This window comes from Curvibacter sp. GW821-FHT09D12 (genome assembly GCF_059416245.1).
The window spans coordinates 33,844-53,443 of record NZ_JBWKOU010000021.1 but is presented as its reverse complement, the minus strand read 5'-3'; the positions used below and the strand labels follow the sequence as shown (position 1 = coordinate 53,443).

The following is a 19,600-nucleotide window of genomic DNA, read 5'->3' as shown; positions in this document are numbered from 1 at the left end:
TAACAATTTCATTCGATTCTGGTGATCACTTCCGGCTTGAAACCCAGGTCGGCCGCTTTGCCTTTTCGACCTCGCAAGGCCCGCGCGTTGTTGAGCGAGCGGATCTCCAGGGTTTCCTCCCGGGCCTTGCCGCCGCGGCCCGTGCCAGCGATGCGGATGCTGCGGGTGTAGGCCGCGGCACCGGCCAGGGTGTCCTTGGGTTCCAGATCGATCAGCATCAAGCCACGGCCCCCCTTTTCCATGTTCTTGAGTTCGGCCATCTCGAAGCTCAGGATGCGCCCCCCGGTCGACGCGCACACCACATGGGTGGCGGGGGCCAGCGGCTGGGCGCCGCTGCTGTGGGCCACATGGGAGGGCTTGCACACCGTCTCACCCTCGCCCAGCGTGACAAAGGCCTTGCCACTCTTGTTGCGCGAGACCAGGTTCTCCAGCGTGGCCAGGAAGCCATAGCCACCCGAGCTGCTGAGCAGCACCGTGGCCTGGGCCGGCCCGGCGAAATAATGGGCCGGCTGGGTTCCGGCTTCGAGTTCGATCAGGGTGGTGACGGGCTGGCCATCGCCCCGCGCGCCCGGCAAGGTGGACACCGGGACCGAGTACACACGCCCATTGCTGCCCAAGACCACCAACAGATCGACCGTGCGGCACTCGAAGGTGCCGTACAAGCCGTCACCGGCCTTGAAGGCAAAGCTGCCAGGCTCATGCCCGTGGCCATTGCGGGCCCGCACCCAGCCCTTTTCAGACACCACCACGGTGACCGGCTCGTCGATCACCTTGACTTCGGCCACGGCACGCTTTTCGGCCTGGATCAGGGTGCGACGCGGGTCGGCAAACTGCTTGGCATCGGCCTCGATCTCCTTGATCATCAAGCGCTTGAGCGAGCCGGGGTTGGCCAGGATGTCTTCCAGTTTTTGCTGCTCGCCGCGCAACTCCGACAGCTCCTGCTCAATCTTGATGCCCTCCAGTCGAGCCAGTTGGCGCAAGCGGATTTCAAGAATGTCTTCGGCCTGTCGGTCGGACAGATTGAAGCGGGCGATCAACGCGGCCTTGGGCTCGTCGCTGTGCCGGATGATGGCAATGACCTCATCGATGTTGAGCAGCACGATCTGCCGCCCCTCCAGGATGTGGATGCGGTCCAGCACCTTGTCGAGGCGATGCTGCGAACGACGCTTGATGGTGCCCTGGCGGAACTCGATCCACTCCTCGAACATCTGGCGCAGCGATTTCTGCACCGGACGGCCATCAAGGCCGATCATGGTCAGGTTGATCGGTGCAGTGGTCTCCAGGCTGGTGTGGGCCAGCAGGCTGGTGATCAGTTCGGGCTGGCTGATCTTGCTGGTCTTGGGCTCGAACACCAGGCGCACCGGCGCGTCCTTGCTGGATTCGTCGCGCACCGCGTCCAGCACGGCCAGCACCGTGGCCTTGAGCTGGGTCTGCTCCTGGGTGAGGGCCTTCTTGCCAGCCTTGACCTTGGGGTTGGTCAGCTCTTCGATTTCTTCGAGCACGCGCTGGCTGCTGACACCGGGGGGCAGCTCGTTCACCACCAGTTGCCATTGGCCGCGGGCCAGCTCTTCGATCTTCCAGCGCGCGCGCACCTTGAGCGAACCGCGCCCGCCGCGGTAGGCGTCGGCAATGTCCGTGCTGCTGCTGATGATCTGGCCGCCGCCCGGGTAGTCGGGGCCTGGCACCAGGGTGAACAGCTCGGCTTCGCTCAGCTGGGGGTTGCGGATCAGGGCCACGCAGGCGTCGGCCACTTCGCGCAGGTTGTGGCTGGGGATCTCGGTGGCCAGGCCGACGGCAATGCCGCTGGCACCATTGAGCAGAGCAAACGGCAGACGCGCCGGCAGGTGGGTGGGCTCCTGGGTCGACCCATCGTAGTTGGGGACGAAATCCACCGTGCCTTCGTCGATCTCATCGAGCAGCAGGCTGGTGATCTTGGACAGGCGCGCCTCGGTGTAACGCATGGCGGCGGCACCATCGCCGTCGCGGCTGCCGAAGTTGCCCTGCCCGTCGATCAAGGGGTAGCGCTGGTTGAAATCCTGCGCCATGCGCACCAGGGCGTCGTAGGCGGCCTGGTCGCCGTGGGGGTGGAAGCGGCCCAGCACATCGCCGACCACGCGAGCGCACTTGACCGGCTTGGCCGCCGTGTTGCCGCTGAAGCCCAGGCCCATGCGGTCCATGGAATACAGAATGCGGCGCTGCACGGGCTTTTGCCCATCGCACACATCGGGCAGGGCGCGGCCTTTGACCACACTGAGGGCGTACTCCAGGTAGGCGCGCTGGGCGTAGTTGGCCAAGCTCAGGCCGTCATCGCTTTCGCCGGTGGATAAATCTAGGGTCGGTTGATCACTCATGGGGTCTCGATGGCAGACGGTTGCGAGGGCGCGAACGACAACTCGTTCAGGCCCGGGGAAAGGCGGGGTTCGATCATGTTGGCGCGGCCGATGGCGCCGCCGGGCACCGGCAGCCACTCCAGGCGAGGCCGGGCCTGGCTGCGGCGTTGCTCTGCCACCTGAGGCGGCGGCTTGAGCAGCGCATACAACTGGGTCACGGTGCGCACGTAGTTCTGGGTTTCACGGATGTTGGGCACCTGCTGGCCGGCGCGCTGCACCGCGCTGACGCCTGCGTTGTAGGCGGCCAGGGCCAGGTCGAGCCGGTTGTCGAACAGGTCCAGCAGATGACGCAGGTAGCGGGTGCCGGCCTGCAGGTTGATGCGTGGGTCGGTCAGTCGCTTCTCGATCGGTTGGCGAGGGTCACCCACCACACCGTATTGCTCGGCGGTCGGAGGCATCACCTGCATCAGGCCCACAGCCCCGCGCGGCGACACCACATTGGCGTCAAAGCCCGACTCGGTGGCGATCAAGGCCTGCAGCAACTCGAAATCGACCCGGTGCAACTGGGCCGCCTCGCGCATTTGCAGCTTGACGCGCTTGTAGCCCGGCGACACCTCGAAAAAAGCCAGCAGGCGGGGCTGCAGCGTGGGCACGGCCACCGCGCGCGGCGTGTCGGCCCGGGCCGGCTCGCCCTCCTGGGCGGCATTGCCGCGGTAGAAAAGCGCGTAGCGATCATCCAGGCGCTCGGCCGCAAAATGGGGCGTGCCGTGGGGGTCCACATAGCCCCACACCTCCGCGCGGGCGGGTGCCAGCCAGGAGGCGGCCAGCCCCCCAGCGATCAGCAGCAGCCGGGCCAGACGGCGCGGCTCAGATGTCGATCTCGACCGCATCGCCATGCAGTTCCATGAGCTCGCGACGCGCCGCGGCCTCGCCCTTGCCCATGAGCTTGGTGATCAGGCCCTCGGTGTCGGCAAAGCTCTGGTCGCCCAACTGCACCGGCAGCAGGCGGCGCGTGTCGGGGTTGAGCGTGGTGTCCCACAACTGCTCGGCGTTCATCTCGCCCAGGCCCTTGAAGCGGCTGATGGTCCAGCTGCCCTCACGCACGCCTTCCTTGCGCAGCTTGTCCAGAATCGAGGCCAGCTCGCCCTCGTCCAGCGCATACACCTTGGAGGCCGGCTTTTTGCCACGCGCCGGGGCATCGACCCGGAACAGCGGCGGGCGCGCCACATACACGTGGCCGGCGTCGATGAGCTTGGGGAAATGGCGAAAGAACAGCGTCAGCAGCAGCACCTGGATGTGCGAGCCGTCCACGTCGGCGTCCGACAGGATGCACACCTTGCCGTAGCGCAGGCCCGACAGATCGGGGCTGTCGTTGGGCCCGTGCGGGTCGACCCCGATGGCCACCGCGATGTCGTGGATTTCGGTGTTGGCAAACAGGCGATCGCGCTCGACCTCCCAGGTGTTGAGCACCTTGCCACGCAAGGGCAGGATGGCCTGGCATTCTTTGTCACGGCCCATCTTGGCGCTGCCGCCGGCCGAGTCACCCTCGACCAGAAACACCTCGTTGTGACCAAGGTCGCGGCTCTCGCAGTCGGTCAGCTTGCCGGGCAGCACCGCCACGCCAGACCCCTTGCGCTTTTCAACCTTCTGACCGGCACGCTGACGGGTCTGGGCCGCCTTGATGGCCAGTTCGGCCAGCTTCTTGCCGTATTCGACGTGCTGGTTCAGCCACAGCTCCAGCGCGGGGCGCACAAAGCTCGACACCAGGCGCACGGCATCGCGCGAGTTCAGGCGCTCCTTGATCTGGCCCTGGAACTGCGGGTCCAGCACCTTGGCACTGAGCACATAGCTGGCCCGCGCAAACACATCTTCGGGCAGCAGCTTGACGCCCTTGGGCAGCAGCGAATGCAGTTCGATGAAGCTTTTGACGGCATTGAACAGGCCATCGCGCAGGCCGCTGTCGTGGGTGCCGCCATTGCTGGTGGGGATCAGGTTGACGTAGCTCTCGCGCACCGGCTGGCCTTCTTCGGTGAAGGCCACGGCCCAGGCCGCCCCCTCACCATCGGCAAAGCTATCGTTGCTGCCATCGGCAAAGCCCTCGCCTTCAAACAAGGGGATCACCGGGTCGGTGTTCAGCGTCTGCATCAGGTAGTCGCGCAGGCCGCCCTTGTAGAGCCAGTTCTGGCTTTCCTTGGTCTTTTCATTCACCAGCGTGACGGACACGCCGGGCATCAGCACCGCCTTGCTGCGCAGCAGGTGCGTCAACTCGCCCATCGGCAGATTGGGCGATTCGAAGTACTTGGCATCGGGCCAGACCCGCACCGTGGTGCCTTGCTTGCGGTCACCTTCAGCAGCACCGCCGCCCGCGCGGGTGACCAGGGGCTCGATCACATCGCCGGCCGCAAATACCAGCTTGGCCACCTTGCCTTCACGGTATGAGGTGGCCTCCAGACGCACTGCCAGGGCATTGGTGACGCTCACCCCCACGCCGTGCAGGCCGCCAGAGAAGCTGTAGGCCCCTCCCTTGCCCTTGTCGAACTTGCCGCCCGCATGCAGGCGGGTGAAGACCAGTTCAATGACAGGGGCGTTTTCCTCGGGGTGCAGGCCGAAAGGAATGCCGCGGCCATCGTCTTCCACACTGACCGAGCCATCGGCATGCAGCGTGACCTTGATCTTCTTGCCATGCCCTGCCAGGGCCTCGTCGGCGGCGTTGTCCAGCACCTCCTGGATGATGTGCAAGGGGTTGTCGGTGCGGGTGTACATGCCCGGCCGCTGCTTGACGGGTTCAAGCCCCTTCAGGACGCGGATTGAGCCTTCGGAATATTCGGTCGTAGGTTTGACTGCCATGGCGCGGATTGTAGTGTGCAGAGTCGACCAAACTGGATGTGCATACAGGCACCCAGGCCGAGGTTTGTCACGGTCACCCGCGTGATCTGCAAGCAAACGTTGAATTCGCTACATTTCTGGCATGAGTTCACAACCCAAAAATCTTTCGATGGCCCAGGTGCTGATCTGTGGAGCGGCCATCGTCACCCTGTCGATGGGCATCCGCCATGGCTTTGGCCTGTGGCTGCAACCCATCACCCAGGACCAGGGCTGGCCGCGCCAGACCTTTGCGCTGGCGATTGCCATCCAGAACCTGTCCTGGGGCTTGTGCGGGATCTTTGCCGGCATGGCCGCAGACCGTCTGGGCGCCTTCAAGGTGTTGCTGGGCGGCGCCCTGCTGTACGCACTGGGGCTGGCAGGCATGGCGCTGTCAACCAGCACCCTGACCTTTGCACTGACCACCGGCGTCTTGATTGGTGCGGCCCAGGCCGGCACCACCTATGCCGTGATTTATGGCGTTCTGGGTCGGCAGATATCGGCCGAAAAGCGGTCGTGGGCCATGGGCGTGGCCGCGGCTGCTGGTTCGTTCGGGCAGTTCCTGATGGTGCCCGTGGAAGGGCAGCTGATTGCCCAGCTGGGTTGGAAGGAGGCCTTGCTGGCCCTGAGCCTGCTGGTGTTGATGATCGTGCCGCTGGCCTTCGGCCTGCGTGAGCCGGGCTTTCAGGGTGGCGCCCCCGCCAAGCGCCAGCAGACGGTGGTTCAGGCCCTGGCCGAAGCCTTCAAGTACCCCAGCTTCCAGCTGCTGATGGCGGGCTATTTCGTCTGTGGCTTCCAGGTGGTGTTCATCGGCGTGCACATGCCGAGCTATCTGAAGGACAAGGGCCTGTCGCCTCAGGTGGCCAGCTATGCACTGGCCCTGATCGGCCTGTTCAATGTGTTCGGCACCTACATTGCCGGCACCCTGGGCCAGCGCATGGCCAAGAAGAACATCCTGTCCTTCATCTATTTCGCGCGCGCCGTGGTGATCACCATTTTCCTGCTGGTGCCGCTGTCACCCGTCAGCGTGTATGTGTTTGCGGCCGTGATGGGCACCCTGTGGTTGTCCACCGTGCCGCCCACCAACGCCACGATTGCCCAGATCTTTGGCGTGCAGCACCTCTCCATGCTGGGGGGCTTTGTCTTCTTCAGCCACCAGATCGGGTCGTTCATGGGGGTCTGGCTGGGCGGCTACCTGTATGACCGTACCGGCAGCTACGACATCGTCTGGTACCTGGCCATCGCCTTGGGCGTGTTCGCCGGCCTGGTCAACCTGCCGGTGCGCGAAGCCCCCATCCACCGCCCCCACCGCCCGGCGGTGGCCTGAGCCTGCCGCCATGGAAGCCACTTCCCCCCACACTGCCACCAGAACCCCCTGGTTGACCCGGGCCGCCCATGCACTGGCCTGGGTGTTGATGGCCGCCGTGCTGGCAGCGGTGTTTGCCCTCTATGCTCAAGGTGATTTCTTATTGACACTCGCCAACCAGCTCTGGGCCTGTTTCTGAGTGCATCCGGTGGGTGCCGGGCCCGGACCGCTTCAATGATTCAGAGGGGAATGGGATGAAGACCATGGTTGTGACCGGTGCTTCCGATGGCATCGGGGCCGAAGTGGCAAGACAGCTGGCACGCCAGCATGGCCGGGGCCTGGCCTTGGTGTTGGCCGCCCGCAGCGCGGCCAAGCTCAACGAGGTGGCCCTGCAGTGCGCCAGCCATGGTTGCGACACCCTGGTGGTCCGCACCGATGTGTCGGACGAAGAAGCCTGCCGGCACCTGATCGAAGCCACGGTGGCACGCTTTGGACGCCTGGATGTGTTGATCAACAACGCCGGCATGTCGGCCCACGCCTTGTTCGAGGATGTGGCCGACAACGATCTGCATTGGTATGAAGACCTGATGCGCATCAACCTCTGGGGCAGCGTGTGGTGCACACACGCTGCCCTGCCCCACCTGAAAGCCACCCAGGGCAGCATCGTGGCTGTGTCGTCGCTGGCCGGACTGATCGGCGTGCCTGGACGAACCGCCTACAGCGCCAGCAAATTCGCCATGACCGGTTTCTTTGAAGCCTTGCGGGCCGAACTCAGGCACAGCGGCGTGAGCGTCACCACCGCCTACCCCGGCGTGGTGGCCACCGACATCCGAGTCCGCGGCTACAACGCGCAGGGCAAGGCTGCCGGGCGCAGCGGCCTCAAGGAAGACAAGGCCATGTCGGTCGAGGAATGTGCCCGCCTGATCCTGCGTGGGCTGGCCCGCCGTGATCGCGAGGTCGTCATGAGCCTGCAGGGCAAGGTGGGGCGCTGGCTGCGCCTGCTGGCCCCAGGCCTGGTCGAAAAGATGGCCCTCAAGGCTTTGCACAACGACGTGCGACCGGGGCATTGAGCCATGGCGCCTTCACCCCATGCCCTGCTGCCGGCCTCTGCCTGGGTGCAACGCTGGAGCCACCTGGTGCCCCTCGGTGGCCGTGTGCTGGACGTGGCCTGCGGCCACGGGCGCCACGCGCACTGGTTTGCCGGGCGCGGCCATCCGGTCACCATGGTCGACCGCCATGCCGAGGCCATTGCCGCCCTCGAAGGCCTGGGCGAAGCCGTGTGCGCCGACATCGAAGCAGGGCCCTGGCCCTTTGCGGGTCGGGTGTTTGAAGCCGTGGTGGTGACCCACTACCTGTGGCGACCCTTGATGCCCACCCTGCTGGCCAGCCTGGCCCCGGGCGGGCTGTTGATTTACGAAACCTTTGCCCAGGGCAACGAGACCGTGGGCAGGCCTTCGCGGCCCGACTTTCTGCTGCAACACGGCGAACTGCTGCGCCATTGCGCCGGGCTGCGGGTGGTGGCCTACGAGGACGGATTCCTCCCCGAGCCGGCGCGCTTCGTGCAACGCATCACCGCCATTCGCGAGACCGGACAACCCGATGGGGGGCTGGTGCGTTATGCGCTGACCGACCTGCCCTGCCCCCCGAGCGCGCCCGGGGGCCCGGCAGCCTAGTTAGAATGCTCTTTTACCGTTTGAGACTGCGGACATGACCTCCCCAACCGGCCCTATTACAGGCAGCATCGTCGCCCTGGTGACTCCGATGCACGAAGACGGCAGCGTGGACTACCCCACCCTGCGCAAATTGATTGACTGGCACATTGCCGAAGGCACCGATTGCATCGGTGTGGTGGGCACCACGGGTGAATCGCCGACGGTCAACGTCGAAGAGCACTGCGAGATCATTCGCGTGTCGGTCGAACAAGCCGCCAAGCGCGTGCCCATCATGGCCGGCTGCGGCGCCAACTCGACGGCCGAGGCCATCGAACTGGCCAGGTTCGCCAAGGGCGTGGGCGCCGACTGCCAGTTGCAGGTCGTGCCCTACTACAACAAGCCCACCCAGGAAGGCCAGTACCGCCACTTCAAGGCCATTGCCGAAGCCGTGGGCGACCTGCCCACCGTGCTCTACAACGTGCCCGGCCGCAGCGTGGCCGACATGGCCCACGACACGGTGCTGCGCCTGGCCCAGGTGCCTGGCATCGTCGGCATCAAGGAGGCCACAGGCAACATCGAACGCGCCCAGTGGCTGATCCGCGAAGTGCCCAAGGGCTTTGCCGTCTACTCGGGCGATGACCCGACCGCCGTGGCCCTGATGCTGTGTGGCGGCCAAGGCAACATCAGCGTGACCGCCAACGTGGCGCCCCGCCTGATGCATGAACTCTGCGTGGCCGCGATCGCTGGCGATGTGAAGCGCGCCATGGAGATCCAGTTCAAGCTGATGCCCGTGCACAAGCACCTGTTCGTCGAAGCCAACCCCATCCCCGTCAAGTGGGCCATGAAGCGCATGGGCCTGTGCGGTGGCGCGATGCGCCTGCCCATGACCGAGCTGACACCGGCCAACGAGCCGGTGGTGGAAGCCGCCCTGCGCGCCGCCGGCCTGATCTGACCGCCGTCGAACGACACCCTATTCCTGCCTTGGAAGGACTTCCCGTGACCCCAACCACACGACTGGGCCCTTGCAGCCTGCTCAGCCTGCTCAGCCTGTCTGTCGCCCTCAGCGCCTGCTCGTCGCTGGAGAGTGACAAGATCAACTACAAAAGCGCCACCAAGGCGCCCACGCTGGAAGTCCCCCCTGACCTGACCCAGCTGAGCGGTGACACCCGCTACGCCCTGGGCGGCGGCAGCAGCGTATCGGCCACCGGGTTCCAGGCCGCCATGGGCAAGCAGCCTGTATCGGCCATCCAGACCGCGGCCAGCAACCTGGGTGATGTGCGCGTGGAACGCTCGGGCAACCAGCGCTGGCTGGTGGTCAAGCGCTCGGCCGACCAGCTCTGGACCCCGGTGCATGATTTCTGGGTGGAAAACGGCTTCAGCCTGGTGACCGAGGACTCCCGCCTGGGCATCATGGAAACCGACTGGGCCGAAAACCGCGCCAAGCTGCCCCAGGACTGGATCCGCAACACCCTCGGCAAAGTAATCGATTCGCTGTACGACACCGGCGAGCGTGACCGCTTCCGCACCCGCCTGGAGCGGGCCGCCGACGGCAGCACCGAGATCTACATCAGCCATCGCGGCATGGTGGAAACCTACACCACCAACAACAAAGACACCGCCCAGACCGCCTGGCAACCCCGGCCCGCCGACCCTGAGCTGGAAGCCGAATTCCTGCGCCGACTCATGGTCAAACTGGGTGGCGGCACGGCTGAACAAGCCCGCGCCCAGACCGCGGCCGCAGCGCCAGCCCCCATGGCTCGTGCCGCCCAGGTCAACAACCTGCCGGTGGTGCAGATGGACGAAGGCTTCGAGCGCGCCTGGCGCCGCGTCGGGTTGACCCTGGACCGCACCGGTTTCACGGTGGAAGACCGCGACCGCGCCAAGGGCCTGTACTTTGTGCGCTATGTCGCCCCCAACCCCGACAAGAAGGAACCCGGCTTCATCAGCAAGCTGTTCAGCAGTTCGGATGCCAACACCGCCCCGGTGAAGTACCAGATCGCCGTGCGCAGCGAAGGCAATGCCACCACCGTCTCGGTGCTGGATGCCAACGGCGCACCGGAAACCTCCGGCACGGCACAGCGCATCGTCAAGGTGCTGGTCGACGACCTGAAATAAGACCCGCCGGCCCTCAGGTCGGGACGACAGCAGGGCAGGTCCGATGACCTGCCCTTTCTTTTGTCTGCACCCGTGGTCCGCGCCCACTCACCGACTCCGAACCTCCTGTTTTTTCGATGCGATTCAAGAATCTGGCCAGCGGCAGCACAGGCAACGCCACGGTGGTCGAAGCTGGCGAAGGCAGCCACTGTCGCAGGCTGTTGGTGGACTGCGGGCTGGGCATCAGGCAGTTGGAAACCCGGCTGACTCAGGCAGGCCTGAGCAGCAGCGAACTGCATGGCATTTTCATCACCCACGAGCATTCGGACCACATCGGTTGCGCCCTCGGCCTGTCAGCGCGCCACCATTTGCCGGTCTGGATGAGCGAGGGCACCTGGCTGGCCCTGGGCCAGCCTGATCTCGGGGATTGCCTGCGGCTGGCGCGCGATCAGCAGGTGATCGATTTCGGCAGCATGAGCCTGCACCCCTTCACCGTGCCCCATGATGCCCGCGAGCCCCTGCAGCTGCGTTGCGAAGACGGACAGTCGCGGCTCGGCTTGCTGACCGACCTGGGCCACATCACACCCCACGTGCTGGCCCAGCTGGCCCAATGCCAGGCCCTGTACCTGGAGGCCAACCACGATGCCGACATGCTGAGCCGATCGCGCTACCCGGCCTTTCTCAAGCGGCGCATCAGTGGCCCCTGGGGCCACCTGGAAAACCAGGCCAGCGCGCAGGCCCTGGCTCAACTCAAGCACCCGGCACTGCGCCACGTGGTGGCCGCCCACCTGAGCGAGCAGAACAACCAGGCCGCCCTGGTGCGGCACACGCTGGCCCAAGCCCTGGACTGGCCCGAAGACGCCATTGGCATCGCCAGCCCGACCCTGGGATCGGATTGGTACAGCCTTTGAGGCTCAACGGGACGCCACAAGGCAGCCCTCACCGAAACCAGACGAAAAAAAGCCACCCGAAGGTGGCTTTTTGAGAAGCAAGGAGAGCTTACTTCTTGGCAGCAGCGTCTTCAGCGGCCTTCTTGGCAGCGTCAGCAGCGGCGTCGGCAGCCGGAGCGGCCGGGGCAGCAGCAGCCGGAGCGTCAGCAGCCGGAGCGGCCGGAGCAGCAGCAGGTGCTTCAGCCGGAGCGGGAGCAGCAGCGGGAGCCGGTGCCGGAGCAGCAGCCGGTTCTTCCTTCTTGCCACAAGCGGCGAGGGCGGCAGCAGCGATCAGGGTCGCCAAAACGAGCGATTTCTTCATTTCAAGTTTCCTTGTTGGACAGAGAGAATTCCGTTGCGTCAGACCATCCCTACGAACGGCTCTGACTGAGCGTGCGCTGCTTTAGCCGCGCTTTTTCACTCAACTGCAAATTATAGAAGGGAAACGTCAATCCCAACAAATACTGACAAGGGCAATTCAGTGGCCGGATGTATCCGTTACGTAAAGTTCAGGAACCATTCCTGAGCACCCATGAGTGCCGGCGTCACCCATCCTCAGATTCGAATCACTTCCAGCTTCACAATCCCAGGGTAGAGGCCGGAAACGCCGGTGATCCTCGGCGCCAGCATTCGTCAAGCATCTCGCGCAGCGCCACCCGACGCTCAGGCGCCTGGCTGCAGACCCCCGTGCTGCGTTGCAGATCCAGGCGATGCAGGGCCCAGGCGGATGTCCAGAAGGCACTGGGCCATTCGGTGACTGATCGACCTCGGCAGACACGCGCCTCAATCAGGTGGTCCCAGGTCTGGCGCCAGTGCACAAAGCGGTGATGACGCCGCTTGAGCTCTTCATAAGAGGCGGCCAGCAGCAGCATCCGACGGCCACTGCGCGACCAGGCCGACAGCGACTCGATCACGCTGCGCTCCCCCAGCGGCCAGTCCTCAAAGCTTTCGTCGCACAGAAACAGTTCGCGCCAGCCCTCGCGGGCTGCGGCAGCCAGGGCCTGGCGAATGCGCTCAGCAAAGGCCTCGCGCCCCTCGAAACGCCCTTCGAAGGGCCACGTGGTGGAACCGGAGGCCTGATCGCCCGTCATGGGGTTCAGAGCTCGGTGGGCAGCGGGTGCAGCCAGCCGGCCTCACACCATTCGATCAACAGATCCCGGGCGCCAGCACTCAAGCGACCCACATCGCGTCCACCCAGCACGCGCAGGCTGGCCAGTTGGCGCATCAACGTGGCGTCGCGCCCGGCGGCGCGAAAGCCCTCGCCGTTGATGAAAATGTGGCGCTCGTCGTGCATCATGCGGGTACGGCGATCCAGTCGGACCCCGGCCGACACATCGACCTCGGTGCTGCTGGCCTCGAACCAGACCTGAGGCTTGGGGTCGGTGAGCGCTTCACCAATCACCCGGGCCAGGGCGTCAGGGTCGTTGAGCACGCTCTGCAGCGCATCGGCCGCGAATTCATGCAGGCCGCCCGGGATGGCCGCCGGGTCGGCCACCGCTGGCTGATGGGCGTCACGGTACAGGCCCTCGCCGGCCAGGTCGTCCGCGTCCTCGGCCAGCCGTTGCAAGACCTCGCGAGCCAGTTCACCCCGCTTGGGCGAGCGAAAGCCGATCGAGTAGGTCATGCACTCGCCTTCGGCAATGCCGTCATGGGCATAGCGCGGAGGCAGGTAGAGCATGTCGCCGGGCTCCAGTACGTACTCTTCCTCGGGCTCGAAATTCGCCAGCACCTTGAGCGGCGTGTCCTCACGCAGACTCAGGTCGGTCTGGCGCCCGATGCGCCAGCGGCGCTTGCCGTGGGCCTGCAGCAGAAACACATCGTAGCTGTCGAAGTGGGGCCCCACGCCGCCGCCGTTGCTGGCGTAGCTGATCATCAGATCGTCCAGCCGGGCGTCGGGCACAAAGCGAAACCCCTGCATCAGGTGGTGCACCGCTTCATCGTGCAGGTCGACGCCCTGCACCAGCAGGGTCCAGTCGGGCTGATTCAGTGCCGGCAGGCTGCGCCGGGCAAAGGGGCCAGAGCGCACGTCCCAGCCCGGGTGGGTCTGGCGCACCAGGCGCGACTCCACTTCCTCGCGCGACGCCAGCTCGAACAGCTCGGCGCGGTCCAGCAAAGGCTGGAAGCCCGGCACCGCCTGGCGCACCAGCAAGGGCTTGCGTTGCCAGTGGCGCTTCATGAATTGCTGCGGGCTGAGGCCGCCCAGCAGCGTGAGAGGTTGGGTGATGTCCATGAGAAAAAAGGCTCCGGTCGGGCCGGATGGTTGCTCCAAGTGGCGCGATTTTCCTACGGAACCGACATCGCGGTCCGTGACGCGCCGCAAGGAAGGGCGATTGCCGCGTCAGTGGACAGCAAAGGCGTAGCCGCTGCCCAGGCGCTTGGCCTGGTACATGGCCCGGTCGGCCGCCAGCATCAGCTCCTTCAGAGCCCGCCCGTCACCAGGCGGCAGGGCCACCCCCACACTGGCCCCCACTTGCACATGGGCCTCGCCCAGCACCATGGGCCGCGAGACGGCCTGCACCAGACGCCGCGCCAAGGCCTCCAGTTGAGCCAGGTCCAACACCTGGGCCAGCAGCAGAACAAACTCGTCGCCGCCAAGCCGGGCCACCACATCCGACTCACGCACAGCGGTGCGCAGGCGCGCGGCCACCTCGACCAACACCTGGTCGCCGACCTCATGACCCAGGGTGTCGTTGATGGGCTTGAAACGATCCAGATCGATCATCAGCACCGCCTGCTGCCCCGGCCGATCCAGCAGGCCAGCGGCGGCCTGCTCCAGACCGTGGCGGTTGGCCAGGCCAGTCAGGGGGTCGGTGGCGGCCACCAGGGCCATCTGTTCGGCGTGGATGCGCAACTCGGCCCGCTGCAGTTGCAGCTCACGCACCCGGGCACTCAGGGCAAGGGCAAACACCACCGTCTCGGCGCAGACCCCCATTTGCATGCCATTGGCCAACCAGAATGGCAAATTGAACCAGCCCCGGCTGATGGCCACCGTCAGCAGCACTGAGGCAAACAGCGTCAGACGGCCGGCCAGGTACCAGAAGGCTGGCTGAAAGCCACGCCGCCATCGCACAAAGGCCAGGCCCGTGAGCAGGACCACCCCCACCACAGCCGAGGCCTCAAGGAGGTTCTGCGCGGTCTCCATCCAGCCCGCCACGCCACTGGCCAGGATGGCCACGGCACATGCCACCAGCCCTGATTTGAGTGCCACCCACCCCGTCCGGCGGGCCGGCGCGCCCTCCTCCAGGAAAGCGGCCCCGAACAAAGCACTGAAACCCACCCAAAGGGCCGGCGCCAACACATAGCTGCGCTCGATCCACCAAGGTGAATCGGGCCAGAAATAGTGGGCCGTGTGGCCGTTGTAGGTGGCCAGGGTCAGAAAGGCGGCCACACCGGTCAGCACGTAGTAAACCGTGCTGCGGTCACGCCAGCCTCGAACCAGGGCCAGGTTGTAGAGCACCAGCGCCAGCAAAACGCCATAGCAAAGGCCATCGAACAGCAGCTTCTGCGGTCGGGTTGCCAGGTAGCTGGCCGTGTCCCAGATCCGCAGATTCAAGGTCTTGGCGGTGTTGGTCTGCACCCGAAGGTAGACGGTGTAGACCCCGGGTGCCGGCAGCCTGAGGCGCTGCGCATAGCGTTCGCTGGCCAGCGGCCGGGTGCCGTAGGGCAGACTCAGGCCCGTGTAGACCGGTTCAGCCAGGGCCTCGCCGGCCTGATTGAAAGGCCCATGGAAGGTCAAGGCATGCATGGCCGTGCTGGGAAACAGCAGCAGCCAGTCACCCTGAGCCTCTTTCTGCTGCACCTGCAAGCGCAGCCAGAGCACCTGATGATCGCCGGGAGTGCGCAGCACCTGAGCGGGTTGAGCGAAATCCTGAGAAGCCTGCACCGCCGGCAGATCAGCCTGGCCGGTCGGATCGATCAGCACCTGCACCTGCCCCGTCAGGGATTGCCCGTCTGCCAAGTTCTGCAGCAACAGGGGTGCCGCCTGGGTTTGCCAGGGGGCGGTGATCAGACACAGCATGGCCAACGCCCACCGGCCGCGCTGGGCCAGCAAGACACCTAGCCCAGACAGAAAAGAAAAAACCTTGAACATGCACAAATCGGTGGATAGGTGGACAACCTAGCGATAAAAGGCCACGGCTAAGGCATGAAAAGCACGTTGCACCCAGCACCCACCATGGTAGCCCCGACTCATGGCAGGTGCGAGAAAACCCGGCGCCGGGCCTGCTGTGCCTGCCGCAGGCGGGCCCGTCGCATACACTCGGGCCCTCGACGCCGGTCACGCCCCCTGCCCTGCAGCACCTGCAGGGCCCCGGCGCCCCCGGCCCCGGGCCGCCCGCAACGAGCCCGCCCGCCCCCCAATCACTGCATCTATCAAGGCAGACGCCATGGAAATCACTGAACAATGCGTGGTCGCACTGACCTGGACCCTCACTGACACCCTGAATGAAGAACTCGACGTGCTCGACGAGCCGGTTGACTTTCTGGTGGGTGGCGACGACCTGCTGAAGAAGATTGAAGAGGTGCTGCAAGGCCATGAGCCCGGCGCCAGCGTCAAGCTGCAGATCGAACCCGAAGAAGGCTTTGGCGAGTACAACGAGAACCTGATCTTCCTGGAGCCTCGCACCCTGTTCCCGAAAGAGCTGGAAGAAGGCATGACCTTCGACGGCACGGCCCTGCCCACAGGCTGCAACCCGGACGCCCCCCGTGATGCGCTCTACACCGTGACCGAGATCTACCCCGAACATGTGGTGCTGGATGGCAACCACCCCTTGGCCGGCATCGCGATCCGCCTGCACCTGAAGGTGCACGCCGTGCGCGAAGCCACCGAAGAGGAGATCGGCAGCGGCACGGCGGGCACCGGCTTCTTCCGGGTACAGCCCCTGGCCCCCGGCAATCAGCAGTTGCACTGACCTGAGCGATCAAAAACAAAGCCCGTGTGCCTGCCAGGGCCACGGGCTTTGTCATGCCTGCCAGGCAGGCCGGATCAGCCCTTGCCGGTCGAACCGTAGCCGCCCTCGCCGCGCTGGGTGGGCGGGAACTCGGTCACCACGTTGAAGCTGGCCTGCAGCACCGGCACGATCACCAGTTGCGCGATGCGCTCCATGGGCTCGATGGTGAAGGCCACGTCGCTGCGGTTCCAGGCGCTGACCATCAACTGGCCCTGGTAGTCGCTGTCGATCAAGCCCACCAGGTTGCCCAGCACGATGCCGTGCTTGTGCCCCAGGCCCGAACGCGGCAGGATCATGGCGGCATAACCGGGGTCTTTGAGCCAGATGGCGATGCCCGTGGGCACCAGTTGCCAGGCGTTGGGTGCCAGGGTGAGCGGCTCGGCCAGGCAGGCACGCAGGTCCAGGCCGGCACTGCCCGGGGTGGCGTAAGCAGGAAGTTGGTCCGCCATGCGCGGATCGATGATCTTGACGTCGATGTTCATTGGGTAAATTCAACAGGCCTCAACAGGCATCAGCAGGCCTTGCGGCGGGAAATCTCGGCCACCAACTGGCGCGCCAGCGCCAGCTTGGAAGCCCGGGGCAGCTCCTGGACGCCTTGCGCATCCACCAGCAACAGCTGATTGTCGTCTTGCCCGAAAGCCGTGGGCCCGATGTTGCCCACCAGCAGCGGCACGCCCTTGCGCGCACGCTTGGCCTGGGCATGGGCCACCAGGTCGTGACTCTCGGCCGCAAAACCGACACAGTAAAGTGCCCCGCTGCGGGCACGATCGCCCTGGGCGACGGTGTGCAGGATGTCGGGGTTTTCGACAAAGCTCAGTTGGGGCGTCTGGCCCGAACCGTCTTTCTTGATCTTCTGGTCGCTGGCGCTGGCCGGCCGCCAATCGGCCACGGCGGCCGTGGCAATGAACACATCAGCCTGCTCGCTGGCCGGCACGGTGGCGGCCAGCATGTCGCATGCCGACACCACGTTGAGGCGGCGCACCCCGCGCGGGGTGGGCAGGTGAACCGGGCCGGCAATCAGCGTCACTTCGGCCCCGGCCTCGCGGGCAGCACGCGCAATGGCAAAGCCCATCTTGCCCGAGGAATGGTTGGTGATGCCGCGCACCGGGTCGATGGACTCAAACGTGGGGCCCGCGGTGACCAGCACCCGCTGGCCGCGCAGCGTCTTGGACTGGAAGAAGGCAATCACCTCTTCGGTGATCTCCAACGCTTCAAGCATGCGACCGTCGCCGGTTTCGCCGCAGGCCTGGTCGCCCCGCGCCACCCCCAGCAGAACGGCGCCATCCGCCTGCAGCTGGGCGAGATTGCGCTGGGTGGCCGGGTGAGCCCACATCTCGCGGTTCATGGCGGGGGCCACCAGCAGCGGCACGCGCTCGATGGGGCGGGCCAGGCACAGCAGGCTCAGCAACTCGTCGGCACGTCCCTGCACCAGGCGCGCCATGAAGTCGGCACTGCACGGGGCCAGCACGATGGCATCCGCCTCGCGGCTGAGGTTGATGTGGGGCATGTTGTTGGCCTCGCGGCCATCCCACTGCGAGGTGTAGACCGGCCGGCCCGACAGGGCCTGCATCGTGACGGGGGTGATGAACTGGCAGGCGGCCTCGGTCATCACCACCTGCACCGTGGCGCCCTGGCGGATCAGTTCGCGGCACAGTTCGGCCGATTTGAAACAGGCCACCCCGCCGGTGAGGCCGAGCACAATGTGTTTTCCCTGGAGGTCCATGGTGACAAGGGCCCGGCTGAGCGGGCCCGGTTGGCAAAGAATGCGGCAATGTAGCAGACCCGCAACGCCCTTCGGGTCACGCGGGTGGCCATGAAAAAAGGCTACCCGAAGGTGGTCACGAAAAAAAGGCCACCCGAAGGTGGCCTGGGCCGTCAGAGCGGGTGTCTGCCGCTTACTTGGCCGTGGGCATCACGAACTCGGCGCCCTTGCCGATGCTTTCGGGCCAGCGCTGCATCACGCTCTTTTGCTTGGTGTAGAAGCGCACGCCCTCTTCGCCATAGGCGTGCATGTCGCCGAACAGGCTCTTCTTCCAGCCGCCAAAACCATGCCAGGCCATGGGCACCGGGATCGGCACGTTGATGCCGACCATGCCCACCTGGATGCGGCGGCTGAACTCGCGCGCCACGTTGCCGTCGCGGGTGAAGCAGCTCACACCGTTGCCAAACTCGTGGTCGTTGATCAGCTTCACGGCTTCGGCAAAGTCCTTGGTCCGCACACACGACAGCACCGGGCCGAAGATTTCTTCCTTGTAGATCTTCATCTCGGGGGTGACATGGTCAAACAGGGTGCCGCCCAGCCAGAAGCCCTTGTCGCAGCCGGGGCCAGCGCTCTTGCCGTCGAAGTTGCGGCCGTCCAGCAGCAACTGGGCCCCCTCCTTCACGCCGGCATCGATGTAGCCGCTGATGCGGGCATGGGCCGCGCCCGTGACGATGGGGCCCATTTCGGCGTCCAGATTCATGCCGTCGAGCACCTTGAGGCTCTTGGCACGCTCCAGCAGCTTGGGGATGACCTTGTCGGCCACGTCACCCACCAGCACGGCCACCGAGATCGCCATGCAGCGCTCGCCCGCCGAGCCATAGCCGGCGCCGATCAGGGCGTCGACCACCTGGTCGATGTCGGCGTCAGGCATCACCACCATGTGGTTCTTGGCGCCGCCCAGGGCCTGCACGCGCTTGCCGTGGTGGGCACCGGTTTCGTAGATGTAGTTGGCAATCGGGGTGGAGCCGACAAAGGAGACCGCCTTGACATCAGGGTGCTCCAGCAGCGCATCCACGGCTTCCTTGTCGCCCTGCACCACGTTGAAAACCCCGTCTGGCAGGCCGGCCTGCTTGAGCAGATCGGCCATGAACAGGCTGGCGCTGGGGTCGGTCGGGCTGGGCTTGAGCACGAAGGTGTTGCCGGCGGCGATGGCCACCGGGAACATCCACATCGGCACCATCACCGGGAAGTTGAAGGGGGTGATGCCGGCCACCACGCCCAGAGGCTGGCGCATCGTCCAGTTGTCGATGCCGGTGGACACCTGCTCGGTGTAGTCACCCTTCAGCAACTGAGGAATGCCACAGGCGAACTCGATGATGTCGATGCCACGGCTGACCTCGCCCTGGGCGTCGGTGAACACCTTGCCGTGCTCCAGCGTGATCATGCGGGCCAGGGTGTCCTTGTGCTGGTTGACCAACTCAAGGAACTTGAACATCACGCGACCACGGCGGATCGGCGGCATGTCGGACCAGGCCGGGAAGGCGGCCTGGGCGGCAGCCACGGCGGCATTCACGTCGGCCGCACTGCCCAGCAGCACCTGGCGAGCCACTTCACCGGTGGCGGGGTTGTAGACCGGCTGGCGGCGGGTGCTGACGCCTGCCGTGGCGGTGCCACCGATGTAATGACCGACGTCGGCGGAAGAAAGGGTCTGGCTCATGGTGCCTCGCTGTTGAAAGAATGAATGCAGGACTGCAGTCTAGGCAGCGCCCCCGCCCC

The 19,600-nt window shown here is 65.5% G+C and carries 18 protein-coding genes; 8 read left to right on the top strand and 10 right to left on the bottom strand.

Annotation, left to right across the window (positions count from 1 at the left end; translation table 11 throughout):
• Positions 1 to 8 precede the first annotated feature (8 nt).
• From parC to AC07PT_RS24500, 3 genes are read right to left on the bottom strand one after another with little or no spacing between them, the layout of a single operon-like run.
• A complete protein-coding gene (gene parC, locus AC07PT_RS24510) occupies positions 9 to 2,351 on the bottom strand; it encodes a DNA topoisomerase IV subunit A (RefSeq protein WP_492348693.1) in 2,343 nt (780 codons plus the stop codon).
• Positions 2,348 to 3,220, bottom strand: coding sequence for a lytic transglycosylase domain-containing protein (locus AC07PT_RS24505; RefSeq protein WP_494658443.1), 873 nt, complete (start codon positions 3,218 to 3,220; stop codon positions 2,348 to 2,350). Before AC07PT_RS24505 ends, parC begins: the two co-directional genes overlap by 4 nt.
• Positions 3,198 to 5,177 carry a DNA topoisomerase IV subunit B gene (locus AC07PT_RS24500; protein ID WP_494658442.1) on the bottom strand — a complete coding sequence of 660 codons (1,980 nt, stop codon included), beginning with the start codon at positions 5,175 to 5,177 and terminating at the stop codon, positions 3,198 to 3,200. The genes AC07PT_RS24505 and AC07PT_RS24500 overlap by 23 nt, the downstream gene beginning before the upstream one ends.
• 121 nt (positions 5,178 to 5,298) lie before the next feature.
• On the opposite strand from AC07PT_RS24500, the gene AC07PT_RS24495 reads away from it, so the two are divergent.
• The 7 genes from AC07PT_RS24495 to AC07PT_RS24465 all read left to right on the top strand — a co-directional run bounded on the left by AC07PT_RS24495 (position 5,299) and on the right by AC07PT_RS24465 (position 11,155).
• Complete coding sequence (locus AC07PT_RS24495; RefSeq protein WP_492348690.1) at positions 5,299 to 6,519, top strand: MFS transporter; 1,221 nt, start codon at positions 5,299 to 5,301, stop codon at positions 6,517 to 6,519.
• 10 nt (positions 6,520 to 6,529) lie between these two features.
• Positions 6,530 to 6,697 (top strand): hypothetical protein, encoded by a 168-nt coding sequence (locus AC07PT_RS24490; RefSeq protein ID WP_494658441.1) that lies wholly within the window; start codon positions 6,530 to 6,532, stop codon positions 6,695 to 6,697.
• Between the two features lie 55 nt (positions 6,698 to 6,752).
• Complete coding sequence (locus AC07PT_RS24485) at positions 6,753 to 7,568, top strand: SDR family oxidoreductase (protein ID WP_492348688.1); 816 nt, start codon at positions 6,753 to 6,755, stop codon at positions 7,566 to 7,568.
• A 3-nt stretch (positions 7,569 to 7,571) separates the two neighbouring features.
• Positions 7,572 to 8,171 (top strand): class I SAM-dependent methyltransferase, encoded by a 600-nt coding sequence (locus tag AC07PT_RS24480; protein ID WP_494658440.1) that lies wholly within the window; start codon positions 7,572 to 7,574, stop codon positions 8,169 to 8,171.
• 34 nt (positions 8,172 to 8,205) lie between these two features.
• Positions 8,206 to 9,102 (top strand): 4-hydroxy-tetrahydrodipicolinate synthase, encoded by an 897-nt coding sequence (gene dapA / locus AC07PT_RS24475; RefSeq protein WP_492348686.1) that lies wholly within the window; start codon positions 8,206 to 8,208, stop codon positions 9,100 to 9,102.
• A gap of 44 nt (positions 9,103 to 9,146) precedes the next feature.
• Positions 9,147 to 10,265 carry an NlpB/DapX family lipoprotein gene (bamC, locus tag AC07PT_RS24470; protein ID WP_492348685.1) on the top strand — a complete coding sequence of 373 codons (1,119 nt, stop codon included), beginning with the start codon at positions 9,147 to 9,149 and terminating at the stop codon, positions 10,263 to 10,265.
• 116 nt (positions 10,266 to 10,381) lie between these two features.
• On the top strand, positions 10,382 to 11,155 hold the full coding sequence (locus tag AC07PT_RS24465) for an MBL fold metallo-hydrolase (protein WP_494658439.1): 774 nt from the start codon (positions 10,382 to 10,384) through the stop codon (positions 11,153 to 11,155).
• Between the two features lie 88 nt (positions 11,156 to 11,243).
• Here AC07PT_RS24465 and AC07PT_RS24460 read toward each other — a convergent pair whose 3' ends face one another.
• The 4 genes from AC07PT_RS24460 to AC07PT_RS24445 all read right to left on the bottom strand — a co-directional run bounded on the left by AC07PT_RS24460 (position 11,244) and on the right by AC07PT_RS24445 (position 15,191).
• Complete coding sequence (locus AC07PT_RS24460) at positions 11,244 to 11,495, bottom strand: hypothetical protein (protein WP_494658438.1); 252 nt, start codon at positions 11,493 to 11,495, stop codon at positions 11,244 to 11,246.
• A 256-nt stretch (positions 11,496 to 11,751) separates the two neighbouring features.
• Positions 11,752 to 12,264 (bottom strand): hypothetical protein, encoded by a 513-nt coding sequence (locus tag AC07PT_RS24455; RefSeq protein WP_494658437.1) that lies wholly within the window; start codon positions 12,262 to 12,264, stop codon positions 11,752 to 11,754.
• 5 nt (positions 12,265 to 12,269) lie between these two features.
• A complete protein-coding gene (locus AC07PT_RS24450; RefSeq protein ID WP_492348681.1) occupies positions 12,270 to 13,403 on the bottom strand; it encodes a JmjC domain-containing protein in 1,134 nt (377 codons plus the stop codon).
• A 108-nt stretch (positions 13,404 to 13,511) separates the two neighbouring features.
• Positions 13,512 to 15,191: a diguanylate cyclase domain-containing protein gene (locus AC07PT_RS24445; RefSeq protein WP_494658436.1), complete on the bottom strand. Its 1,680-nt coding sequence runs from the start codon at positions 15,189 to 15,191 to the stop codon at positions 13,512 to 13,514.
• A gap of 367 nt (positions 15,192 to 15,558) precedes the next feature.
• Between AC07PT_RS24445 and AC07PT_RS24440 the strand changes: the two genes are divergently transcribed.
• A complete protein-coding gene (locus tag AC07PT_RS24440) occupies positions 15,559 to 16,083 on the top strand; it encodes an FKBP-type peptidyl-prolyl cis-trans isomerase (protein WP_492348679.1) in 525 nt (174 codons plus the stop codon).
• A gap of 74 nt (positions 16,084 to 16,157) precedes the next feature.
• Here AC07PT_RS24440 and dut read toward each other — a convergent pair whose 3' ends face one another.
• The 3 genes from dut to AC07PT_RS24425 form a co-directional block, all read right to left on the bottom strand.
• Positions 16,158 to 16,604, bottom strand: a complete 447-nt coding sequence (gene dut / locus AC07PT_RS24435; protein ID WP_492348678.1) for a dUTP diphosphatase — start codon at positions 16,602 to 16,604, stop codon at positions 16,158 to 16,160.
• A 29-nt stretch (positions 16,605 to 16,633) separates the two neighbouring features.
• A complete protein-coding gene (coaBC, locus tag AC07PT_RS24430; RefSeq protein WP_494658435.1) occupies positions 16,634 to 17,845 on the bottom strand; it encodes a bifunctional phosphopantothenoylcysteine decarboxylase/phosphopantothenate--cysteine ligase CoaBC in 1,212 nt (403 codons plus the stop codon).
• Between the two features lie 172 nt (positions 17,846 to 18,017).
• Complete coding sequence (locus AC07PT_RS24425; RefSeq protein WP_494658434.1) at positions 18,018 to 19,541, bottom strand: CoA-acylating methylmalonate-semialdehyde dehydrogenase; 1,524 nt, start codon at positions 19,539 to 19,541, stop codon at positions 18,018 to 18,020.
• Between the last annotated feature and the right edge of the window lie 59 nt (positions 19,542 to 19,600).

Coding starts and splice junctions, on each gene's coding strand:
- AC07PT_RS24505 (WP_494658443.1), bottom strand. CDS start 3,220: ATGCGGTCGAGATCGACATCTGAGCCGCGCCGTCTGGCCCGGCTGCTG.
- AC07PT_RS24490 (WP_494658441.1), top strand. CDS start 6,530: ATGGAAGCCACTTCCCCCCACACTGCCACCAGAACCCCCTGGTTGACC.
- AC07PT_RS24465 (WP_494658439.1), top strand. CDS start 10,382: ATGCGATTCAAGAATCTGGCCAGCGGCAGCACAGGCAACGCCACGGTG.
- coaBC (WP_494658435.1), bottom strand. CDS start 17,845: ATGGACCTCCAGGGAAAACACATTGTGCTCGGCCTCACCGGCGGGGTG.
- AC07PT_RS24495 (WP_492348690.1), top strand. CDS start 5,299: ATGAGTTCACAACCCAAAAATCTTTCGATGGCCCAGGTGCTGATCTGT.
- dut (WP_492348678.1), bottom strand. CDS start 16,604: ATGAACATCGACGTCAAGATCATCGATCCGCGCATGGCGGACCAACTT.
- AC07PT_RS24445 (WP_494658436.1), bottom strand. CDS start 15,191: ATGCTGTGTCTGATCACCGCCCCCTGGCAAACCCAGGCGGCACCCCTG.
- AC07PT_RS24425 (WP_494658434.1), bottom strand. CDS start 19,541: ATGAGCCAGACCCTTTCTTCCGCCGACGTCGGTCATTACATCGGTGGC.
- AC07PT_RS24450 (WP_492348681.1), bottom strand. CDS start 13,403: ATGGACATCACCCAACCTCTCACGCTGCTGGGCGGCCTCAGCCCGCAG.
- AC07PT_RS24460 (WP_494658438.1), bottom strand. CDS start 11,495: ATGAAGAAATCGCTCGTTTTGGCGACCCTGATCGCTGCTGCCGCCCTC.
- AC07PT_RS24480 (WP_494658440.1), top strand. CDS start 7,572: ATGGCGCCTTCACCCCATGCCCTGCTGCCGGCCTCTGCCTGGGTGCAA.
- parC (WP_492348693.1), bottom strand. CDS start 2,351: ATGAGTGATCAACCGACCCTAGATTTATCCACCGGCGAAAGCGATGAC.
- AC07PT_RS24440 (WP_492348679.1), top strand. CDS start 15,559: ATGGAAATCACTGAACAATGCGTGGTCGCACTGACCTGGACCCTCACT.
- AC07PT_RS24500 (WP_494658442.1), bottom strand. CDS start 5,177: ATGGCAGTCAAACCTACGACCGAATATTCCGAAGGCTCAATCCGCGTC.
- AC07PT_RS24455 (WP_494658437.1), bottom strand. CDS start 12,264: ATGACGGGCGATCAGGCCTCCGGTTCCACCACGTGGCCCTTCGAAGGG.
- AC07PT_RS24485 (WP_492348688.1), top strand. CDS start 6,753: ATGAAGACCATGGTTGTGACCGGTGCTTCCGATGGCATCGGGGCCGAA.
- dapA (WP_492348686.1), top strand. CDS start 8,206: ATGACCTCCCCAACCGGCCCTATTACAGGCAGCATCGTCGCCCTGGTG.